The 18960-nt window shown below is 33.0% G+C and carries 13 protein-coding genes; 6 read left to right on the forward strand and 7 right to left on the reverse strand.

Annotated elements, in window-relative coordinates:
• Window positions 1–195 precede the first annotated feature (195 nt).
• Window positions 196–1797: an asparagine synthase B gene (gene asnB / locus J3S90_RS07210; RefSeq protein ID WP_210645634.1), complete on the forward strand. Its 1602-nt coding sequence runs from the start codon at window positions 196–198 to the stop codon at window positions 1795–1797.
• An 83-nt stretch (window positions 1798–1880) separates the two neighbouring features.
• Here the strand turns inward: asnB and J3S90_RS07215 are convergent, their stop codons facing one another.
• A complete protein-coding gene (locus J3S90_RS07215) occupies window positions 1881–2339 on the reverse strand; it encodes an RNA methyltransferase (protein ID WP_210645635.1) in 459 nt (152 codons plus the stop codon).
• 200 nt (window positions 2340–2539) lie between these two features.
• Here J3S90_RS07215 and gyrB point away from each other — a divergent pair, with 200 nt between their 5' ends.
• The 3 genes from gyrB to secDF all read left to right on the forward strand — a co-directional run bounded on the left by gyrB (window position 2540) and on the right by secDF (window position 8705).
• Window positions 2540–4483: a DNA topoisomerase (ATP-hydrolyzing) subunit B gene (gene gyrB, locus J3S90_RS07220; protein ID WP_188050140.1), complete on the forward strand. Its 1944-nt coding sequence runs from the start codon at window positions 2540–2542 to the stop codon at window positions 4481–4483.
• A gap of 87 nt (window positions 4484–4570) precedes the next feature.
• On the forward strand, window positions 4571–5506 hold the full coding sequence (gene mdh / locus J3S90_RS07225) for a malate dehydrogenase (protein ID WP_210645636.1): 936 nt from the start codon (window positions 4571–4573) through the stop codon (window positions 5504–5506).
• Window positions 5507–5732: 226 nt separating this feature from the next.
• Window positions 5733–8705 (forward strand): protein translocase subunit SecDF, encoded by a 2973-nt coding sequence (gene secDF, locus J3S90_RS07230; RefSeq protein WP_188050142.1) that lies wholly within the window; start codon window positions 5733–5735, stop codon window positions 8703–8705.
• A 472-nt stretch (window positions 8706–9177) separates the two neighbouring features.
• Here secDF and lgt read toward each other — a convergent pair whose 3' ends face one another.
• The 5 genes from lgt to J3S90_RS07255 all read right to left on the reverse strand — a co-directional run bounded on the left by lgt (window position 9178) and on the right by J3S90_RS07255 (window position 14249).
• Window positions 9178–10131: a prolipoprotein diacylglyceryl transferase gene (gene lgt, locus J3S90_RS07235; RefSeq protein ID WP_210645637.1), complete on the reverse strand. Its 954-nt coding sequence runs from the start codon at window positions 10129–10131 to the stop codon at window positions 9178–9180.
• A 68-nt stretch (window positions 10132–10199) separates the two neighbouring features.
• Window positions 10200–10448, reverse strand: a complete 249-nt coding sequence (yidD, locus tag J3S90_RS07240; protein WP_188050144.1) for a membrane protein insertion efficiency factor YidD — start codon at window positions 10446–10448, stop codon at window positions 10200–10202.
• Between the two features lie 51 nt (window positions 10449–10499).
• Complete coding sequence (gene cysS, locus J3S90_RS07245) at window positions 10500–11978, reverse strand: cysteine--tRNA ligase (RefSeq protein ID WP_210645638.1); 1479 nt, start codon at window positions 11976–11978, stop codon at window positions 10500–10502.
• A 125-nt stretch (window positions 11979–12103) separates the two neighbouring features.
• The gene (folE, locus tag J3S90_RS07250) at window positions 12104–12775 is read right to left on the reverse strand and encodes a GTP cyclohydrolase I FolE (RefSeq protein ID WP_188050146.1); all 672 of its coding nucleotides are present in this window, start codon (window positions 12773–12775) and stop codon (window positions 12104–12106) included.
• A gap of 268 nt (window positions 12776–13043) precedes the next feature.
• Window positions 13044–14249, reverse strand: a complete 1206-nt coding sequence (locus tag J3S90_RS07255) for a pyridoxal phosphate-dependent aminotransferase (protein ID WP_210645639.1) — start codon at window positions 14247–14249, stop codon at window positions 13044–13046.
• 127 nt (window positions 14250–14376) lie between these two features.
• Between J3S90_RS07255 and J3S90_RS07265 the strand changes: the two genes are divergently transcribed.
• Complete coding sequence (locus J3S90_RS07265) at window positions 14377–15705, forward strand: aspartyl protease family protein (protein WP_210645640.1); 1329 nt, start codon at window positions 14377–14379, stop codon at window positions 15703–15705.
• Between the two features lie 56 nt (window positions 15706–15761).
• Here the strand turns inward: J3S90_RS07265 and J3S90_RS07270 are convergent, their stop codons facing one another.
• Window positions 15762–16148, reverse strand: coding sequence for a DUF1573 domain-containing protein (locus J3S90_RS07270; protein WP_210645641.1), 387 nt, complete (start codon window positions 16146–16148; stop codon window positions 15762–15764).
• A 160-nt stretch (window positions 16149–16308) separates the two neighbouring features.
• Here J3S90_RS07270 and J3S90_RS07275 point away from each other — a divergent pair, with 160 nt between their 5' ends.
• A complete protein-coding gene (locus J3S90_RS07275; RefSeq protein WP_210645642.1) occupies window positions 16309–18942 on the forward strand; it encodes a valine--tRNA ligase in 2634 nt (877 codons plus the stop codon).
• The last annotated feature ends 18 nt before the right edge of the window (window positions 18943–18960 follow it).

The following is an 18960-nucleotide window of genomic DNA, read 5'->3' on the forward strand; positions in this document are numbered from 1 at the left end:
GTAAATAATGTTTGTGATAAAAGTTTTAAGTTTAAATGATAAAAAGAATCTAACATTGTTAATTTCATTTTTCACTTAAATTTATGATTTTAATTGTTAATTATAAGTAAAATAAGTATTTGTATTTGTTTATTGTAGTTGATAATGCATATTTGTGTAATAAAAATAAGTGGAGTTATTAATAAAGATTTAATTATGTGTGGAATTTTAGTAGTTATTGGGAAGGGAAAAGATGGGGAACTTGTTAAAGAACTTTCCAAACGAATGTCACATCGTGGGCCAGACGAAAGTGATATTTATATTACAGAAAACGGACACGTATTAAGTCATGAACGTTTGTCTATTATTGATTTGCAATCCGGAAAACAACCCATAAAAGGTTCTGGAAAAGCATATATGGTTCATAATGGCGAAATATACAATCACCAGCAATTAAGAGATGGTGTTTTAAAAGACCATGTTTTTAGAACTAAGTCAGATTCTGAAGTAATTGTTCATTTATATGAAAAATTTGGATATGATTTCTGCAACATGTTAGATGGTGATTGGGCATTTGTAGTAGTTGATGGTAATGATTTTATTGCCGGCAGAGATCCTTTGGGTGTCAAACCTTTGTATTATGGTTTAGATGAAAGAGGGCGAATTTATTTTTCTTCTGAAATGAAACCCATTGCAGATCACTGTAAAACATTTTCGACCTTTCCTCCAGGACATTATTATACACCAAAAACCGGTTTCGTAAAATATTACAAACCGGATTATGAAGATTATTTACAGGCTGATCAAGATTTAAATTTAAATCTTATTAGAGAAACTCTCATCGAAGCTACTCGAAAGCGTTTAATGAGTGATGTTCCGGTAGGAGTTTTGCTTTCAGGAGGATTAGACTCATCACTTACGTCAGCAATTGCTTCGAGATTATTAGCGGAATCGGGAAAAAAATTACAATCTTTTTCAATAGGATTAGATGCTGAAGCGCCGGATGCAAAGGCAGCCAGAAAAGTAGCTGATTTTTTAGGTACAGAACATCATGAGGTTTATTTCTCTGTACAAGAAGGAATAGAAATCTTGGATAAATTAATTTGGCATCTGGAAACCTATGACGTAACGTCTATTCGCGCTAGTGTTCCTATGTATTTTTTGTCAAAAGCGATTGCGGATTTAGGAATAAAAGTAGTGCTTTCTGGTGAAGGAGCCGATGAAATTTTTGGAGGATATTTGTATTTTAGAAATGCGCCAACAGCAATAGATTTTCAAAAAGAAACAATAGAAAGAGTTCAGAAATTATTTACTGCTGATCTTTTAAGAGCGGATAAAGCGACTATGGCTCACGGTATAGAAACAAGAGTGCCTTTTTTAGACAAAGCATTCTTGGATATGGCTATTCGTATCAAGGCAGAAGAAAAAATGCCTAAAACCTACGCTGATAAAGAAAAATATATTTTAAGAAAAGCATTTGATACTCCTGAAGATCCCTATTTGCCACAAGAGGTACTTTGGAGGCAAAAAGAACAGTTTTCGGATGGCGTAGGATACAATTGGATTGATGAGTTGATAACGTATTGTTCTTCGCAAGTTACAGATGAGCAATTATCAGGAGCGGCAGTTGAATTTTTATATAATGCACCAACCACCAAGGAAGCTTATTTGTATCGTTGTATTTTTAATAAACATTTTCCACAAACGAGTGCTGCTCAAACGGTGAGAAAGTGGATTCCGAAATGGCAAGAAAATCTAGATCCAAGTGGTAGAGCTAATGCAGCTCACGTAAAATCAGAGCTTACAACAGCTAAATAAATCAATCTGGTTTTCTATCTAGACTTGTGTCTAATTTAAAGATTTTTTTATTGCTTTTTTATATTTTAAATCTCAATCGATTATTAAGACCTAGGTTTGTTTATGCCTCTGTCATAAAGAACAATGCTCCCGGCTACAGATACATTTAAGCTTTTTTGGGATTTAAATTTTACTAAAAAATGACATTTTTCAATCGCTTGTTTGGTGAGTCCATTATCTTCTGCGCCAAGCAAGTAAACACAGCGTCTTGGATGTTCAAAAGTTTCTAAATCTTCTGCGTTTTCGTCTAATTCAACGCCTACTAAACGAGCTCCTTTAGGAAGGTTTTTGTAAAAGTCTTCAAAATTTTCATAATGAAAATAGGGCATAGATTTTACAGCATTATGAGTGTCACAAGCCTGCTTTGCATATCTATTTCCGATGGTGAAAATATAACTCGCTCCTAAGTTTTGCGCAGATCGCCATAGAACGCCTAAATTTTCTGGAGTTTTACCGTTTTGTATGCCTATTCCGAAATATTCAGTGGTGAAGTTATCATTCATGTAGCAAAAATACAAACAGTTATTTGTAATGTCAAAATTTTAATTTTATTAGAAAGCTTTAATTTCGGGTATTTAGTGAAAACAAATTGATAAAATGTTAATAACTTAAAGGCTTAATAAGGTATTTTAACGGTTATCTAGTTTGCGTTTTTATATATTTGCGTGTTAGACAAAAATTACATTTTTTTAGAAGGAAAAATATGAGCGAAGAAATTAAGAAGGACAGTTATTCAGCAGATAGTATTCAAGCATTAGAAGGAATGGAGCATGTTAGAATGCGTCCATCGATGTATATTGGAGATGTAGGTGTTCGAGGTCTGCACCATTTAGTTTATGAAGTAGTAGATAACTCTATCGATGAAGCAATGGGTGGTCATTGTGATACAATCATTGTTGATATAAATGAAGATGGATCTATTAGCGTAGAAGATAATGGTCGTGGTATCCCAGTTGGAATTCATAAAAAAGAAGGTGTATCAGCATTGGAGGTTGTAATGACTAAAATTGGTGCTGGTGGAAAATTTGATAAAGATTCATATAAAGTTTCTGGAGGACTTCACGGTGTTGGGGTTTCTGTAGTAAATGCTTTGTCAAAACACTTGCGCGCTACAGTTCATAGTGCTGACGGAAAAGTTTACGAGCAAGAATATGAAAAAGGAAAAGCATTATATCCAGTAAAACAAATTGGTGATGCCACGAAAAGAGGAACTGTTGTAACTTTTTATCCAGATCCAAGTATATTTACACAGACAATAGAGTATTCTTATGATACCTTATCTGCTCGTATGCGTGAATTATCTTTCCTGAACAAAGGGATTACAATTACTTTTACAGATAAAAGAGAAAAAGATAAAGACGGTAATTTTGTTTCAGAAGTTTTTCATTCTGACGAAGGTCTTAAAGAATATATTCGTTATTTAGATGGAAATCGTGAGCCAATAATTGCGCATGTTATTTCTATGGATCATGAAAAAGGAGAGATTCCTGTTGAGGTGGCACTGATTTACAACACGAGCTATACAGAGAATATTTTTTCTTATGTAAATAATATCAATACGCATGAAGGAGGAACGCACTTGCAAGGTTTTAGAACGGGTCTTACAAGATCTTTAAAGAAATATGCAGATGCCTCTGGAATGTTAGATAAGTTGAAGTTTGATATTTCAGGAGATGATTTCCGTGAAGGATTAACTGCAATTATTTCGGTAAAAGTTCAAGAGCCACAATTTGAGGGACAAACTAAAACAAAACTTGGAAACAGAGAAGTAGTTTCTCCGGTTTCACAAGCAGTTTCGGAAATGATTGAAAACTATTTGGAAGAAAATCCAAATGATGCTCGTATCATCGTTCAAAAAGTTATTCTTGCGGCTCAAGCAAGACACGCTGCTAAAAAAGCACGTGAAATGGTACAACGTAAAACCGTAATGGGTGGCGGTGGATTACCAGGAAAATTATCTGATTGTTCAGAACAAGATCCAGCAAAATGTGAAGTATATCTTGTCGAGGGAGATTCGGCAGGAGGAACAGCAAAGCAAGGTCGTGATCGTGCTTTTCAAGCTATTTTACCACTGCGTGGTAAGATTTTGAACGTCGAAAAAGCAATGCATCATAAGGTATTTGAAAACGAAGAGATTCGTAATATATTTACTGCACTTGGTGTGACTGTTGGTACTGAAGAAGATAGTAAAGCTTTGAATATTTCAAAATTACGTTACCACAAAGTAATTATTATGTGTGATGCCGATGTCGATGGAAGTCACATCTCTACTTTGATTTTGACATTCTTCTTTAGATTTATGAAAGAGTTAATAGAGCAAGGACACATATATATTGCAGCACCTCCTTTGTACTTAGTTAAAAAAGGAAATAAAAAAGAATACGCTTGGAATGATGTTCAACGTGATCAAGCGAATGAAAGAATGGGCGGAAGCGCAGGAATTCAACGTTATAAAGGTCTTGGAGAAATGAATGCAGAGCAATTGTGGGAAACTACAATGGACCCTAATTTTAGAACATTGCGTCAAGTAACTATTGATAGTTTGGCAGAAGCAGATAGAGTTTTTTCAATGTTGATGGGAGATGAGGTACCGCCAAGAAGAGATTTTATTGAAAAAAATGCAGTTTACGCAAAAATCGACGCATAGCAAATGAGATAGACCTACTTTATTTTAGAATAAAGTAGGTTTTATATAATATTAACTAGAGTAACAAACAACCAAAAAACTTAAAAAATGAAAGTTACCATTGTAGGAGCAGGAAATGTAGGGGCGACATGTGCAGATGTGATTTCTTATAGAGGAATTGCTAGCGAAGTAGTATTGTTAGATATAAAAGAAGGTTTTGCTGAGGGTAAAGCACTTGATATTATGCAGTGTGCTACAAATACAGGTTTTAATACCAAAGTAACTGGAGTTACAAATGATTATTCTAAAACAGCAGGGAGTGATGTAGTGGTAATTACTTCTGGAATTCCTAGAAAACCAGGAATGACTCGTGAGGAATTAATAGGGATCAATGCAGGAATTGTAAAAACGGTAGCAGAAAATGTATTAAAGCATTCTCCAGATACTATTATTGTAGTTGTTTCTAATCCTATGGATACAATGACATACTTGGCGCTAAAATCTACAGGATTGCCAAAAAATAGAATTATAGGTATGGGTGGTGCTTTGGATAGTTCTCGTTTTAGAACTTATTTATCTTTGGCTTTAGACAAACCAGCAAATGATATTTCAGCAATGGTTATTGGTGGGCATGGTGATACAACTATGATTCCTTTAACACGTTTGGCTTCGTATAATGGAATTCCAGTTTCACAATTTCTTTCGGAAGAACAATTGCAAAAAGTGGCAGCCGATACAATGGTTGGTGGAGCAACTCTTACTGGTCTTTTAGGAACATCTGCTTGGTATGCGCCTGGAGCATCAGTTGCTTTTTTAGTAGATAGTATTTTAAATGATCAAAAGAAAATGATCGCTTGTTCTGTTTTTGTAGAAGGAGAATATGGTCAAAATGATATTTGTATCGGAGTACCTTGTATTATTGGTAAAAATGGTGTAGATGAAATTCTTTCTATTGAACTTAATGATGCTGAGAAAACTTTATTTGCTAAAAGTGCAGATGCTGTTAGACAAATGAATGACGCTTTAAAATCGATTTTGGTATAAAAATTACATAAAAGAAATACAAGACTGCAACTTTGCAGTCTTTTTTCTTGAGATTAATTAATAAATAAATTGGTTAATCTTGTCGTTAATTATATATTTGCTCGGTTTAAAAAAAATGAAGCAACATTTTAGATAGTTTTTTAATTTAAGAAAGTAATCTAAGTTGTTGCTATATAGGGTTTAAAGCAAAAATAAATAAATAAAAAATAATTAATTTTTAGTAATAATGCAGAATAAAGGACTTATTAAATTTTTCGCAATTCTATTTGCATTGGTAAGTATTTACCAACTTTCTTTCACTTTTGTGGCAAGTAAAGTAAAAAACGATGCAAAATCTTTTGCTAATGGTGATTCTGAGAAAGAAGTTAAATATTTAGACTCTATTGGTAAGGAGAAAGTATTTAATCTTGGTTTTACCAATTTCACTTTCAATGAAGTTAGTGACAAACAAATCAATAAAGGTCTTGACTTAGAAGGAGGAATTAACGTTATTCTTCAAATATCAGTTAAAGATATTTTAAAAGGATTATCAAATAATTCTAAAAACCCAGTTTTCAATAAGTCTTTAGCTGATGCAACTGCAAATAAAAAAGGGAACCAAACCTATTTAGATGCATTCTTTGATGCTTTTGATGCCAATTCAAATGGAACTGTAAAACTAGCCTCTCCTGATATTTTTGCAAACAGAAGTTTACAAGGTGAAGGTGGAGTAGATTTTCAAATGACAGATGCGCAAGTAAAGAAAATTATTTCTAGAAAAGTAGACGAGTCTGTAGAAAGCGCTTTTGGAGTTTTAAGAAAACGTATTGATAAATTTGGTGTTACACAACCTAATATTCAAAAATTAGGAAATTCAGGACAAATTTTAGTTGAATTGCCTGGAGCAAAAGATGTAGACAGAATTAAAAAATTATTACAAAGTACTGCTCAATTAGAGTTTTGGGAAACGTATAAAATAGAAGAAATTGGTAATTTTATAATGGCTGCTAATGAGTCATTGAAAAAAACTGAAATCAAAACTACTGAAGTAAAACCTGTTGTTAAGGATTCATTAAGCGCTTTATTAGCTGATGCAAAAGACACAGCAGTTGCTAAAAAAGGAAATAATCCTTTACTAGACAAAATTATCGCTCAAGGTGGTGGTCCAGTTTTAGGTCTTTTCTCACCAAAAGATACTGCTGTTATCAATGGTTACTTTAAAAGAGCTGATATTAGAATTTTATTAGCTGGAGATCAACGTTATGCTAAATTTGTTTGGGGTATAACATCTACGATTAAAGATGAAAAAGGAAAAGCAGTAGATGCTGTAGAATTATACGCTTTAAGAGGAAATAGAGATAATATTCCTGCAATGAGTGGTGGTGTTGTTACGGATGCTAAAGATACTTTTGATCAATTAGGTAAACCAGCTGTTTCTATGCAAATGGACGGTCAAGGTGCTAAATCTTGGGAAGAATTAACAGGAAGAGCTTACACTCAAAAAAGTAATATTGCTATTGTACTTGATGATGTAGTTTATTCTGCACCTGGAGTTTCTAGCGGACCTATATCAGGTGGAAGATCTGAAATCTCTGGAGCTTTTGATGTTACACAAACTAAAGATTTAGCGAATGTTTTAAGAGCAGGTAAATTACCAGCTGCTGCTGATATTGTTCAGTCAGAAGTGGTAGGGCCATCCTTAGGACAAGAGGCAATTGATAATGGTACAAACTCAGCTATTTTAGGTTTGTTTATTGTATCACTTTGGATGATGATTTATTATGGTAAAGCAGGTTGGTTTGCAAATATTGCATTAGCGGTTAACTTACTTTTCTTATTTGGTATTCTTGCAAGTATTGGAGCTGTATTAACTTTGCCTGGTATTGCTGGTATTGTATTGACAATGGGTACTGCAGTAGATGCGAATATTATTATCTATGAAAGAGCAAAAGAAGAATTAAGAGCTGGTAGAACACTCGAGGAAGCGATTAAGACATCTTACAGCTGGAGAGGTGCAATGTCATCTATTACTGATGCGAATGTTACACACATTTTAACTGGAGCTGTTTTATTTATTTTTGGTTCTGGACCAATTAAAGGTTTTGCTACTACATTATTAATTGGTATTATAACATCGTTATTTACTTCTATTTTTATCGCACGTATCTTTATTGATTGGAATATTAACAGAAAGAATGATCTGACATTTGTTACTAAATTCTCAAAAAATATTTTCACAAACTTCCATTTCAACTTCTTAGGAATGAAAAAATGGACGTACTTAATCTCAATTTGTATTGTTATCATCAGTTTTACTTCATTAGCAATTAATGGTCTTGATGAAGGAACAGACTTTGTAGGAGGAAGAACATTCCAAATCCGTTTTGAGAAACCAATTGAAACAGAAACGGTAAAAGCAGAACTAGAAAAAGTTTTTGATGGTAGTGCCGAAGTAAAAGTTTTTGGTAGTGATAATCAATTAAAAATTACAACAAAATACAAAGTTCAAGAGCCAGGTATTCAAGCTGACGAAGAGGTAAATAAATTATTGTTTGAAAATCTAAAACAACATTATTCTGCTGGATTAACTTATGATAAATTCGTTAACGCTTATGATGGAAAAAAAGTAGGTATTTTACAAGCTTCTAAAGTTGGTCCTACTGTTGCAGAAGATATCAAAACAAATGCTTATTGGGCTGTTCTTGGAGCAATGGCAATTGTATTTTTATACTTAATGATTAGTTATAGAAAATGGCAATATAGTTTAGGTGCTATTGCTGCTGTTGCGCATGATGTTATCTTTGTACTTGGAATCTATTCGTTATGCTACAAATTTATGCCTTTTGGTATGGAGATTGACCAGCATTTTATCGCTGCTATTCTTACGGTAATTGGATATTCTATGAATGATACTGTTATTGTATTTGATAGGGTTCGTGAATATTTAGCTGGTAAAACTAAAGGTACATTTGCTGAAATAGTTAATCAATCTATTAATACAACGATGTCAAGAACAATCAATACATCGTTGACTATGATTGTTGTATTATTAATCATGTTTGTTTTTGGAGGAGAATCAATTAGAGGATTTATATTTGCTATGTTGATCGGTATTATAGTAGGAACTTATTCTTCATTATTTATTGCAACTCCAATCCTTGTTGATACGATCTCTAAAGAAGATAAAGAAAAGGTTGAAATTACACATAAAGAAGCTTAATTAGTTTTTTACATAGATTTTAAAAAAGAGATTCAACGAAAGTTGAATCTCTTTTTTTTTGGCTTAAATAGATACAAATTATTCATTTTAATGTTTCTCTTAACGAAATAATAATGCTGATCTTAAATAGAATACTTTTCTTTTAAGAGGTATTGTTAGTTAAAAATAGATTGATGAATAATTATAGGATTATTTACGAAGATGTGCGTTGCATAATGTTTACTGTTTTGCTATGCTACAATTGTGTCTATTTAATGCTGTTCAGTATCACGAAATTTCTTTCTTGACTAGATTATTACTATCAGTATTCTATTATTTAATTGTTGTAAACCACAATTAAGAACGTTAAGATTTATGTGAGTATAAGTAAACTAAATTGATGCTAAAGTTTAATGTTGATCAGAAAGATTTCAATCATAAAAAAAACGCTATCTGTTTCCAGATAACGCTTTTTTATATTGTGAATATATGTTTAATTAGTGACTTCCTTCTGTGCTGTAAAGATAAAATACAGTCCTACAAGTATAAAAGGTATACTTAACCATTGGCCAGTTGATAATAAGCCCAAAGCACTCTCAAAACCGCCTTGACTTTCTTTTACGGATTCAACTATTACGCGAACGGTAAACAACAATACTAAAAACATTCCAAAAATATATCCTGTATATTTTCTTTTTTCTGTCTTCCAATACAAGAAAAATAATATGGCAAAAACGAAGATATAACAAAAACCTTCATAAAGTTGAGTTGGATGTTTTGCAGGAACTTGATCAAGCAAAGCAGAAAACTTAGGATCATTTGCTATTGCAGCATAAGCCGCAGTTGGATTGGGTATTTGCGTAGCATTGACTGCATCCATGGGACTAAAATGATCTCTAATGAACTTTATTCCAAAAGGTGATTTGGTAACGTGACCTATAATTTCTGAATTAAAAAAATTACCTAAACGCACAAAAATTGCTCCACTAGCAACTGCTAAAACAACACGATCTAAAATCCACAATTGTGGTTTTTTTAGAACGTTTTTACTGTAAAAATACATTGCAATTATGATCGAAATAGCTGCGCCATGACTTGCTAGTCCTTGAAATCCAGTAAATTCCCAACCTTGAATAATATTAAATAAAGATTCATTTGGATTTTCTCTAATCGGTAAAAGAATTTCTACTAAATGATTGCGATAATATTCCCAATCGTAAAAAAAAACGTGACCTAATCGAGCTCCTATTAAGGTAGCTAAAACGGTCCAGATAAATAACGAATCTAGTTTTTCTATCGATTCACCTTCACGTTCAAAGATGTTTTTCATGATGTACCAGCCTAATCCAAAAGCAATTACAAACATTAAACTGTAATAACGAATCATAAAAAAGCCTAAATCTATTCCTTCTGAAGGATTCCAAACGATATTCAAAGCATGTGTCATGTAAGGTTGTTTTTTTTTAATCTGGTGTAAAAATAAAAAATAAAAGAAAAGTTCGTACCAATAAAAGGTTAATGTTCGTGCTTGCACTTCTTTTCTGGAACGGGATCGTAACCGGTTCTTCCCCATGGATTGCAACTTACAATCCTTTTTAAGCCTAGAAATCCACCATATAACAAACCATGTTTTTGTAACGCTTGTATCATATAACTGGAGCAAGTAGGTTCAAATCTACAAGAAGCCGGAGTAAAAGGAGAAATAGCTGTTTGGTAAAACCGAACTAACAATACAAAAGGAAAAATAAGAATTTTTGAAATCATATATCAGATAATTGCCTTTAGTATTTTAGATTTAATCTTATAAAAGAAGTTTTAAACACTAAAAGTAGTTCCTTCTTTACCATCTTTCAATTGAATTCCTAACGCTATCAATTGATCTCTAATTTGATCAGACAAAGCAAAATTCTTATTGTCTCTTGCTTGTTTTCTCATTTCGATTAGGATATTTACTGTTCCTTCTAATTTGTCGTTATTGCTATCGGATACTTTTTCATCTTCCAGTCCTAATACATCAAATACAAACGCATTCATTGCTTTAGAAAATAGCTCTAAATCGGCTAGATTTAAACTTTCTTTGCCATCGTTTAATAAGTTGATATATTTTACACCTTCAAATAATTGTGCAATTAAGATTGGCGAGTTAAAATCGTCATTCATGGCATCATAACAAGACTGTTTCCATGCTGCTATATCAATAGTACTTTTTGTATTTGCGTTTATTTCTTTTAGCAAACTAATTGCTTCCATCAAACGTTTGTACCCTTTTTCTGCAGCAACAATTGCATCGTCAGAGAAATCAAGAATGCTTCTATAATGAGCTTGCAACATAAAAAAACGTGCTACTGAAGCTGAAAAAGCTTTGCTTAAAATAGTATTATCTCCAGTCAATATTTCCCTTGGTAAAATATTGTTACCAGTAGATTTAGCCATTTTTTTACCATTTAAGGTAAGCATATTGGCATGCATCCAATAATTTACCGGAGTTTGCCCAGTACAAGCTTCATTTTGAGCAATTTCACATTCATGATGAGGGAATTTCAAATCCATTCCGCCACCATGAATGTCAAAATGATTGCCTAAATATTTAGTGCTCATAGCAGTACATTCCAAATGCCAACCCGGAAAACCATCGCTCCAAGGCGAAGGCCAACGCATGATGTGTTGTGGTTCTGCTTTTTTCCAAAGTGCAAAATCCTGTGGATTTCTCTTGTCACTTTGACCATCAAGATCGCGGGTGTTTGCCAACATATCCTCAATATTACGACCACTTAAGCGTCCGTAATGATTGGTTTTGTTGAATTTTACCACATCAAAATATACCGATCCGTTCGCTTCATATCCAATTCCATTATCAATAATTTTTTTGATAATTTCAATTTGTTCAATTATGTGTCCAGTTGCTGTTGGCTCAATACTGGGTGGCAAAAAGTTAAAAGCATTTAAGATATCATGAAAATCTACCGTATAACGCTGTACAACTTCCATGGGTTCTAGTTGCTCTAAACGTGCTTTTTTAGCAATTTTATCCTCACCTTCATCCACATCATCTACAATATGACCAACATCAGTAATGTTACGCACATAACGAGTTTTATAGTCCAAGTGTAGTAAATACCTAAAGATCACATCAAAAGACATAAAAGTTCGAACGTTTCCTAGGTGAACATTGCTGTAAACGGTAGGTCCACAAACATACATTCCCACATTTCCTTCATGAATTGGTTTAAATACTTCTTTTTCTCCCGAAAGAGAATTGTATATTTTGAGTGTTTGCGTTTCGTATAAAGGCATTTAGTTTGTTTTTTAGGAGCTAATTCCTGCTTTGCGTTACAATCTTTTTATTTTTAAGAAAAAAAAAAAAGGATTTCCACTACAATCAGGGCTAGGGTTTATTGTTTAATGACGAATAAAGTAATTTAGAACTTAGTCTCTAGTTTAATATAATCTAAAAACTCTCTTCGAGTAACGCTGTCTTTAAATTTTCCACCAAATTCTGATGTTACAGTACTACTTTCGATATCGCTGATTCCTCTTGAGTTTACGCAAAGGTGTTTGGCATCAATCACACAAGCAACATCTTCGGTTCCTAATGCTTGTTGTAACTCTTGTACAATTTGCATCGTCAAACGCTCTTGAACCTGAGGTCTTTTAGAGTAATATTCTACAATTCGGTTCATTTTTGATAAACCAATTACACTTCCATTAGAAATGTAAGCCACATGTGCTCTTCCTATTATAGGTAATAAATGGTGCTCGCAAGTAGAATATACAATGATATTTTTCTCTACAAGCATTTCGCCGTATTTGTAGTTGTTGTCAAAAGTAGATGCTTTTGGTTTTCTTTCCGGATTCAAACCTCCAAAAATTTCTTTTACAAACATCTTGGCAACACGATTGGGCGTGCCTTTTAAACTATCGTCTGTCAAGTCCATTCCTAGTGTAAGCAAAATACTCTCAACGTCTTTTTTTATTTTTTCAATTTTCTCATCATCTGAAATGGCAAAAGCATCATCTCTCACTGGGTTTTTTGCGGATAAACTAATGTGATTATCTCCTATTTCGTCTTGAAATTCTTCTTTATTTATCATTAAAAGGAACTATTATATTGGGTAAATTTATTTAAAGCGTAAAGGTAAATAATAAAAATTAAAGAATTTCTATAGGTTGAATTATTTAATGGCAAACCTATTTTTGTTTTATTAAAATGCAGAATGAAATAAACAACAAATCAAACAAAAATATTCTTGTGCTAGTTTTATTTTTGAATTAAAAATAAAGGCAATAACCTTGCGATTATTGCCTTTGTAATAATTTATTCTCCTTTCTAATTAGTAGGAATTGAGAATTTTTAATCTATTATGCTTTAGTTTGTAATGCATTATAAACAGGAATCGCTGCTTTTAATATTCTTACGGCACTAATTAAATCGTCTTTCTTTAAAACATAAGCAATTCGAACTTGATTTAATCCCATTCCAGGAGTAGAGTAAAAGCCAGCAGCTGGAGCAACCATTACAGTCTCGCCATTCAAATCATAGCTTTCTAGAAGCCATTGTGCAAAAGCATCTGCATTGTCAATTGGTAATTGTGCAATGCAATAAAAAGCTCCTTTTGGTTTGCTTACAATAACACCTTCAATTTTATTTAGTTCTTCAACTAAAGTATCTCTTCGTTCTCTGTATTCTGAAATTACTTCATCAAAATAAGCTTGTGGCGTTTCTAAAGCTGCTTCACTTGCAATTTGCTCAATTGTAGGTGGACTTAATCTTGCTTGTGCAAATTTCATTGCCGTAGCCATTAATTCCTTATTTTTAGAAACTATACATCCTATTCTAGCGCCACACATGCTGTATCTTTTTGATACCGAATCTATCATAATTGCATGTTCTTCAAGTCCTGGAACATTCATCACTGAATAATGAATATCACCATCGTAAGTGAACTCACGATAAACTTCGTCAGAAATTAAAAATAAATCATGCTTTTTGACTAATGCTGCCAATTGCATAATTTCTTCTTTAGAATATAAATATCCGGTTGGATTTCCAGGATTACAAATAAGAATAGCTTTAGTTTTAGGTGTAATCAGTTTTTCAAAATCTGCAACTGCTGGTAATGCAAATCCAGTATCAATTGTTGAGATTACAGGGATTACATTAATTCCTGACGCAGTAGAAAAACCATTGTAATTAGCATAAAATGGTTCAGGAATAATAATTTCATCCCCTTGATCCATTGTGCTTCCCATTGCAAACATTAATGCTTCTGATCCACCTGTTGTAACAATAATATCTTCTGTATTTACAGGAATACCTTGATTGGTGTAATAAGCAGCTAATTTCTTTCTGTAACTTTCATTACCAGCAGAATGACTGTATTCAAGAATCGTTAAATCTATGTTCTTGACAGCTGCCATGGCAACTTCAGGAGTTTTGATATCCGGTTGTCCAATGTTTAGATGATATACTTTATTCCCTTTTTTCTTAGCTATTTCTGAATACGGAACTAATTTACGTATTGGCGATTCTGGCATTAATTTGCCTTTGTTAGATATTTTTGGCATAGTCTTGATTATTGAATTGCAAATTTGCGATTTTTTTTCGGAATTTATTGCAAATAAAAAGTGTATATATTGTTAAATCTACATTTTTGAATCAATTAATTTCCTATTTTTATGTAAATGAATCACAATGCTTAAAGTGCTTTTTTTAGTTCTAATTTCTTTATTAATTGTTCCGATCTACGGGCAACAAGGTTTTTTGTTTGAAGAAGGAGTTAATAGAGTAAAAATACCTTTTAAAATAATAAATAATTTAATTTTTGTGCCTATCAAAGTAAATGGGACTGAACTCAATTTTTTGCTAGACACGGGAGTTTCTGAAACTATACTTTTTAGTTTAGAAGAAAAAAAAGATTTTCGGTTTATAAACGTAGAGAAAGTGATTTTGCGTGGACTTGGAAATCAAACGGCTGTTGAAGGATTAAAATCGCAAAACAATGTTTTAGAATGTGGTGGCTTAAAAATGAGTAGTCATTTGCTATATATAGTTTTAGATCCTGAGTTCAATTTATCTTCTCACATAGGGATTCCGGTAAACGGTATAATTGGAAATCCTTTTTTTAGGAATAATTTAGTCGAAATCAATTATCGAAAAAAACACATAATTGTTTACAGGGACATTCAGAAAAATCAAAATAAGATTCAGAAAAAGTTTAGCACAATTCCAATCACCATAGAGAAATCAAAACCATACTTAAAAAGTAAAATCACGTTGAATGCTCAAGAGAGTGAAGTCAAATTATTAATTGATATTGGTAATAGTGATGCCGTCTGGTTGTTTGAAGATTCTTCAAAAAATATTGCTATTCCTCAGAAAAATTTTGACGATTTCTTAGGGAAAGGATTTAGTGGTGATATTGAAGGTAAGCGAGGTAAAATTGAAAAATTTAATTTGGCAGAGTTTGAATTTAAAAACCTTATTGCTGCTTTTCCTGATTCTATTTCAATCAAAAACGTTACCATGGTTACAGATAGAATGGGTTCTGTAGGCGGTGAAGTGATGAAGAGATTTAATGTCGTTTTTGATTATAAAAATCAAAAGCTATTTTTAAAAAAGAATGGTAATTTTTCTAGCAATTTCAGTTATAATAAAAGTGGAATTGAAGTGCAACACAACGGATTGCAATGGGTTCAAGAAACAGTACCAATGGAAACCATTCCATTAGCATCAAAGTTTAATGAATCTGAGGTTTATACAACAAAATCTGATTTCAAATATAAATTTCAATTGAAACCTGTTTATGAAATTGCACATGTTCGTAAGAATTCTTCGGCGGCAAAAGCAGGACTTCTAAAAGGAGATGTAATTATTAAGATTAATCACGAGACAGTTTATAAACTGACCTTAGAACATATAAATGCCATTTTTAGATCGGAAACCGATAAATGGATCAATTTAGAAATTGAAAGAGAAGATAAAGTATTGAAATTCAGATTCCAATTAGAAGATGTTTTATAAAAAAAAATGCTTCTGAAAATTTTCAGAAGCATTTTTGGTTGGATAAATTTTAAAAATTAATTAGAAATTACTTCTCCTTTTATTTTTATAGCCACTCTTCCTTCATCATAATTTACGGCATTAGATTCAACAGTTATTGTTTTTCTAATAGGTCCGGGAGCCATATTGTATTTTACTGTAATTTTTCCTGTTTTACCGGACATTATTGGCTCATCTGGTTTTGTTGGAACCGTACATCCACACGTAGAAAGTACATTGGTGATGATTAATGGAGCGTTGCCTGTGTTTGTAAAAATGAAATCACGTGTGCCATTTTCGGACTTGGTAACTCGGCCATAATCAATTGTGTTGTCTGGCGCAGAGAATACGATTTTAGGTCCATTTTGAGCAAAACCAATACTACTTATTAATGCTAATGCGAATAAAATTATTGTTTTTTTCATTTTTATTTGTTTTGAATCATTTAGTAAAAATAGTTTCTTTTAATTAATGCACAAATTTTTATTTATCTTTTTATAGTGTACATAATTATTTACTTTTGTTCCCTATCTAAATTACAAATATCAGACCAAAGTATAATTTTGGTTTTAACAGTTGCTTTATATGACTATCCCTGCACAATTTGACGCTAAAAATATAGAAAATAAATGGTATGACTATTGGATGAAAAACAATTATTTTCATTCGGAGCCAGATCATAGAACACCTTATACCATTGTAATTCCTCCACCAAACGTAACTGGAGTCTTGCACATGGGTCACATGTTGAACAATACCATTCAAGATGTATTGATTAGAAGAGCACGTCTAAAAGGATTCAACGCTTGTTGGGTTCCTGGAACGGATCACGCATCAATTGCTACTGAGGCAAAAGTGGTAGCCAAATTAAAAGCAGAAGGAATCAATAAAAATGATTTAACTCGCGAAGAGTTTTTGGCGCACGCCTGGGAATGGACCGATAAATACGGTGGTGTTATCCTAGATCAACTTAAAAAGCTAGGTGCTTCATGCGATTGGGAGAGAACCAAGTTTACAATGGATCCAGATATGTCAGCATCTGTTATAAAATCTTTTGTGGATTTATACAACAAAGGATTAATTTATCGCGGCTACAGAATGGTAAACTGGGATCCAGAAGCGAAAACGACTTTGTCTGACGAAGAAGTTATTTATGAAGAACAACAAGGGAAATTGTATTTCCTAAAATATAAAATTGAAGGAACCGAAGACTTTTTGACAATTGCTACAACGCGGCCAGAAACCATTTTTGGAGATACTGCGATTTGTATCAATCCTAATGACGAGCGTTTTGCTCATTTGAAAGGAAAAAAAGCCATCGTTCCGATTTGCGGAAGAATTATTCCTATTATCGAAGACGAGTATGTAGATATCGAATTTGGAACAGGTTGCCTAAAAGTAACGCCTGCTCACGATATGAATGACAAGGCTTTGGGTGAAAAACACAATTTGGAAATAGTAGACATCTTTAATGAAGATGCTACACTAAATAGTTTTGGTTTGCATTACCAAGGAAAAGACCGTTTTGTAGTTCGTGAAGAAGTTTCAAAAGAATTAGAAACGATTGGTGCTTTGGCAAAAACGGAAATTCACTTGAATAAAGTAGGAACTTCTGAAAGAACAAAAGCGGTGATCGAACCTCGTTTGTCAGACCAATGGTTCTTGAAAATGGAGGATTTAGTAAAACCAGCGATACAATCTGTTTTGGTAGATGGCGATATTAAATTACATCCAGCGCGTTTTAATAATACCTATGCGCATTGGTTGAATAATATTCGCGATTGGAATATTTCTCGCCAATTGTGGTGGGGACAACAAATTCCTGCTTATTTCTACGGCGACGGAAAAGAAGATTTTGTAGTGGCTGAATCTGTTGAAGAAGCTTTGGCATTAGCCAAAGAAAAAACGGCTAACCATGAACTTCAAATTTCTGATCTTACACAAGACGTAGATGCTTTAGACACTTGGTTCTCTTCTTGGTTATGGCCAATGTCTGTTTTTGGAGGAATTATGGATCCAGAAAGCGAAGATTTTAAATATTATTATCCTACGAATGATTTAGTAACTGGTCCAGATATTTTGTTTTTCTGGGTGGCTCGTATGATTATTGCAGGGTATGAATATACCGATAAAAAACCGTTTACAAATGTATATTTAACAGGTTTAGTTCGGGACAAACAAAGGCGTAAAATGTCTAAATCATTGGGGAATTCACCAGATCCATTAGATTTAATTGAGAAATTTGGTGCCGATGGAGTTCGTGTAGGTTTGCTTTTGAGCGCTTCTGCTGGAAACGATATTATGTTTGATGAAGACTTGTGTAACCAAGGAAAAGCGTTTACCAATAAAATTTGGAATGCATTCAAATTAATTAAAGGTTGGGAAGTTTCAGATGTTATTGCGCAACCGGAATCTTCTAAAGTAGCAATAGAATGGTATGAAGCCAAATTGCAACAAACACTTTTAGAAATTGAAGATAATTTTGAGAAATATAGAATTTCTGATGCTTTAATGGCAATTTATAAATTGGTTTGGGATGATTTCTGTTCTTGGTTCCTAGAAATGATAAAACCAGCTTACCAGCAACCAATTGACAGCGTAACTTTTGCGAAAGCGATTGAAATGTTGGAAAACAACTTGAAGTTATTGCATCCATTTATGCCTTTCTTGACAGAAGAAATTTGGCAAATTTTAGCTGAAAGAACGACCGAGGAAGCTTTAATCGTTTCTACTTGGCCAGAAATGAAACCATTTAACGCCAATCTAATTACAGATTTTGATAATACAATTGAAGTAATTTCAGGTATTAGAACAATTCGTAAAGACAAGAATATTCCTTTCAAAGATGCAATTGAATTGAAAGCGATTAATAATGATAAAACTTCGACTTATTTTGATTCGGTTGTAACCAAATTAGGCAATATTACTACATTAGAATATGTCTCAGACAAAGTGGATGGCGCTTTATCGTTCCGAGTAAAATCAAATGAATATTTTATTCCAATTACCGGAAGTATAGATGTAGAGGCTGAAATAGCAAAACTAACTGCAGAGTTGGTTTACACGCAAGGTTTCTTGAAATCAGTTCAAAATAAACTGGCAAATGAGAAATTTGTAGCTGGTGCACCAGAAAAAGTTTTGGCAAACGAAAGACAAAAAGAAGCGGATGCACTTGCTAAAATTGAAACGATCGAGCAAAGTTTAGCTGGATTGAAATAGATTTTGGACATTTTAGAT

This window comes from Flavobacterium flabelliforme, assembly GCF_017948675.1.
GTDB classification, from domain to species: Bacteria; Bacteroidota; Bacteroidia; order Flavobacteriales; family Flavobacteriaceae; genus Flavobacterium; species Flavobacterium pygoscelis.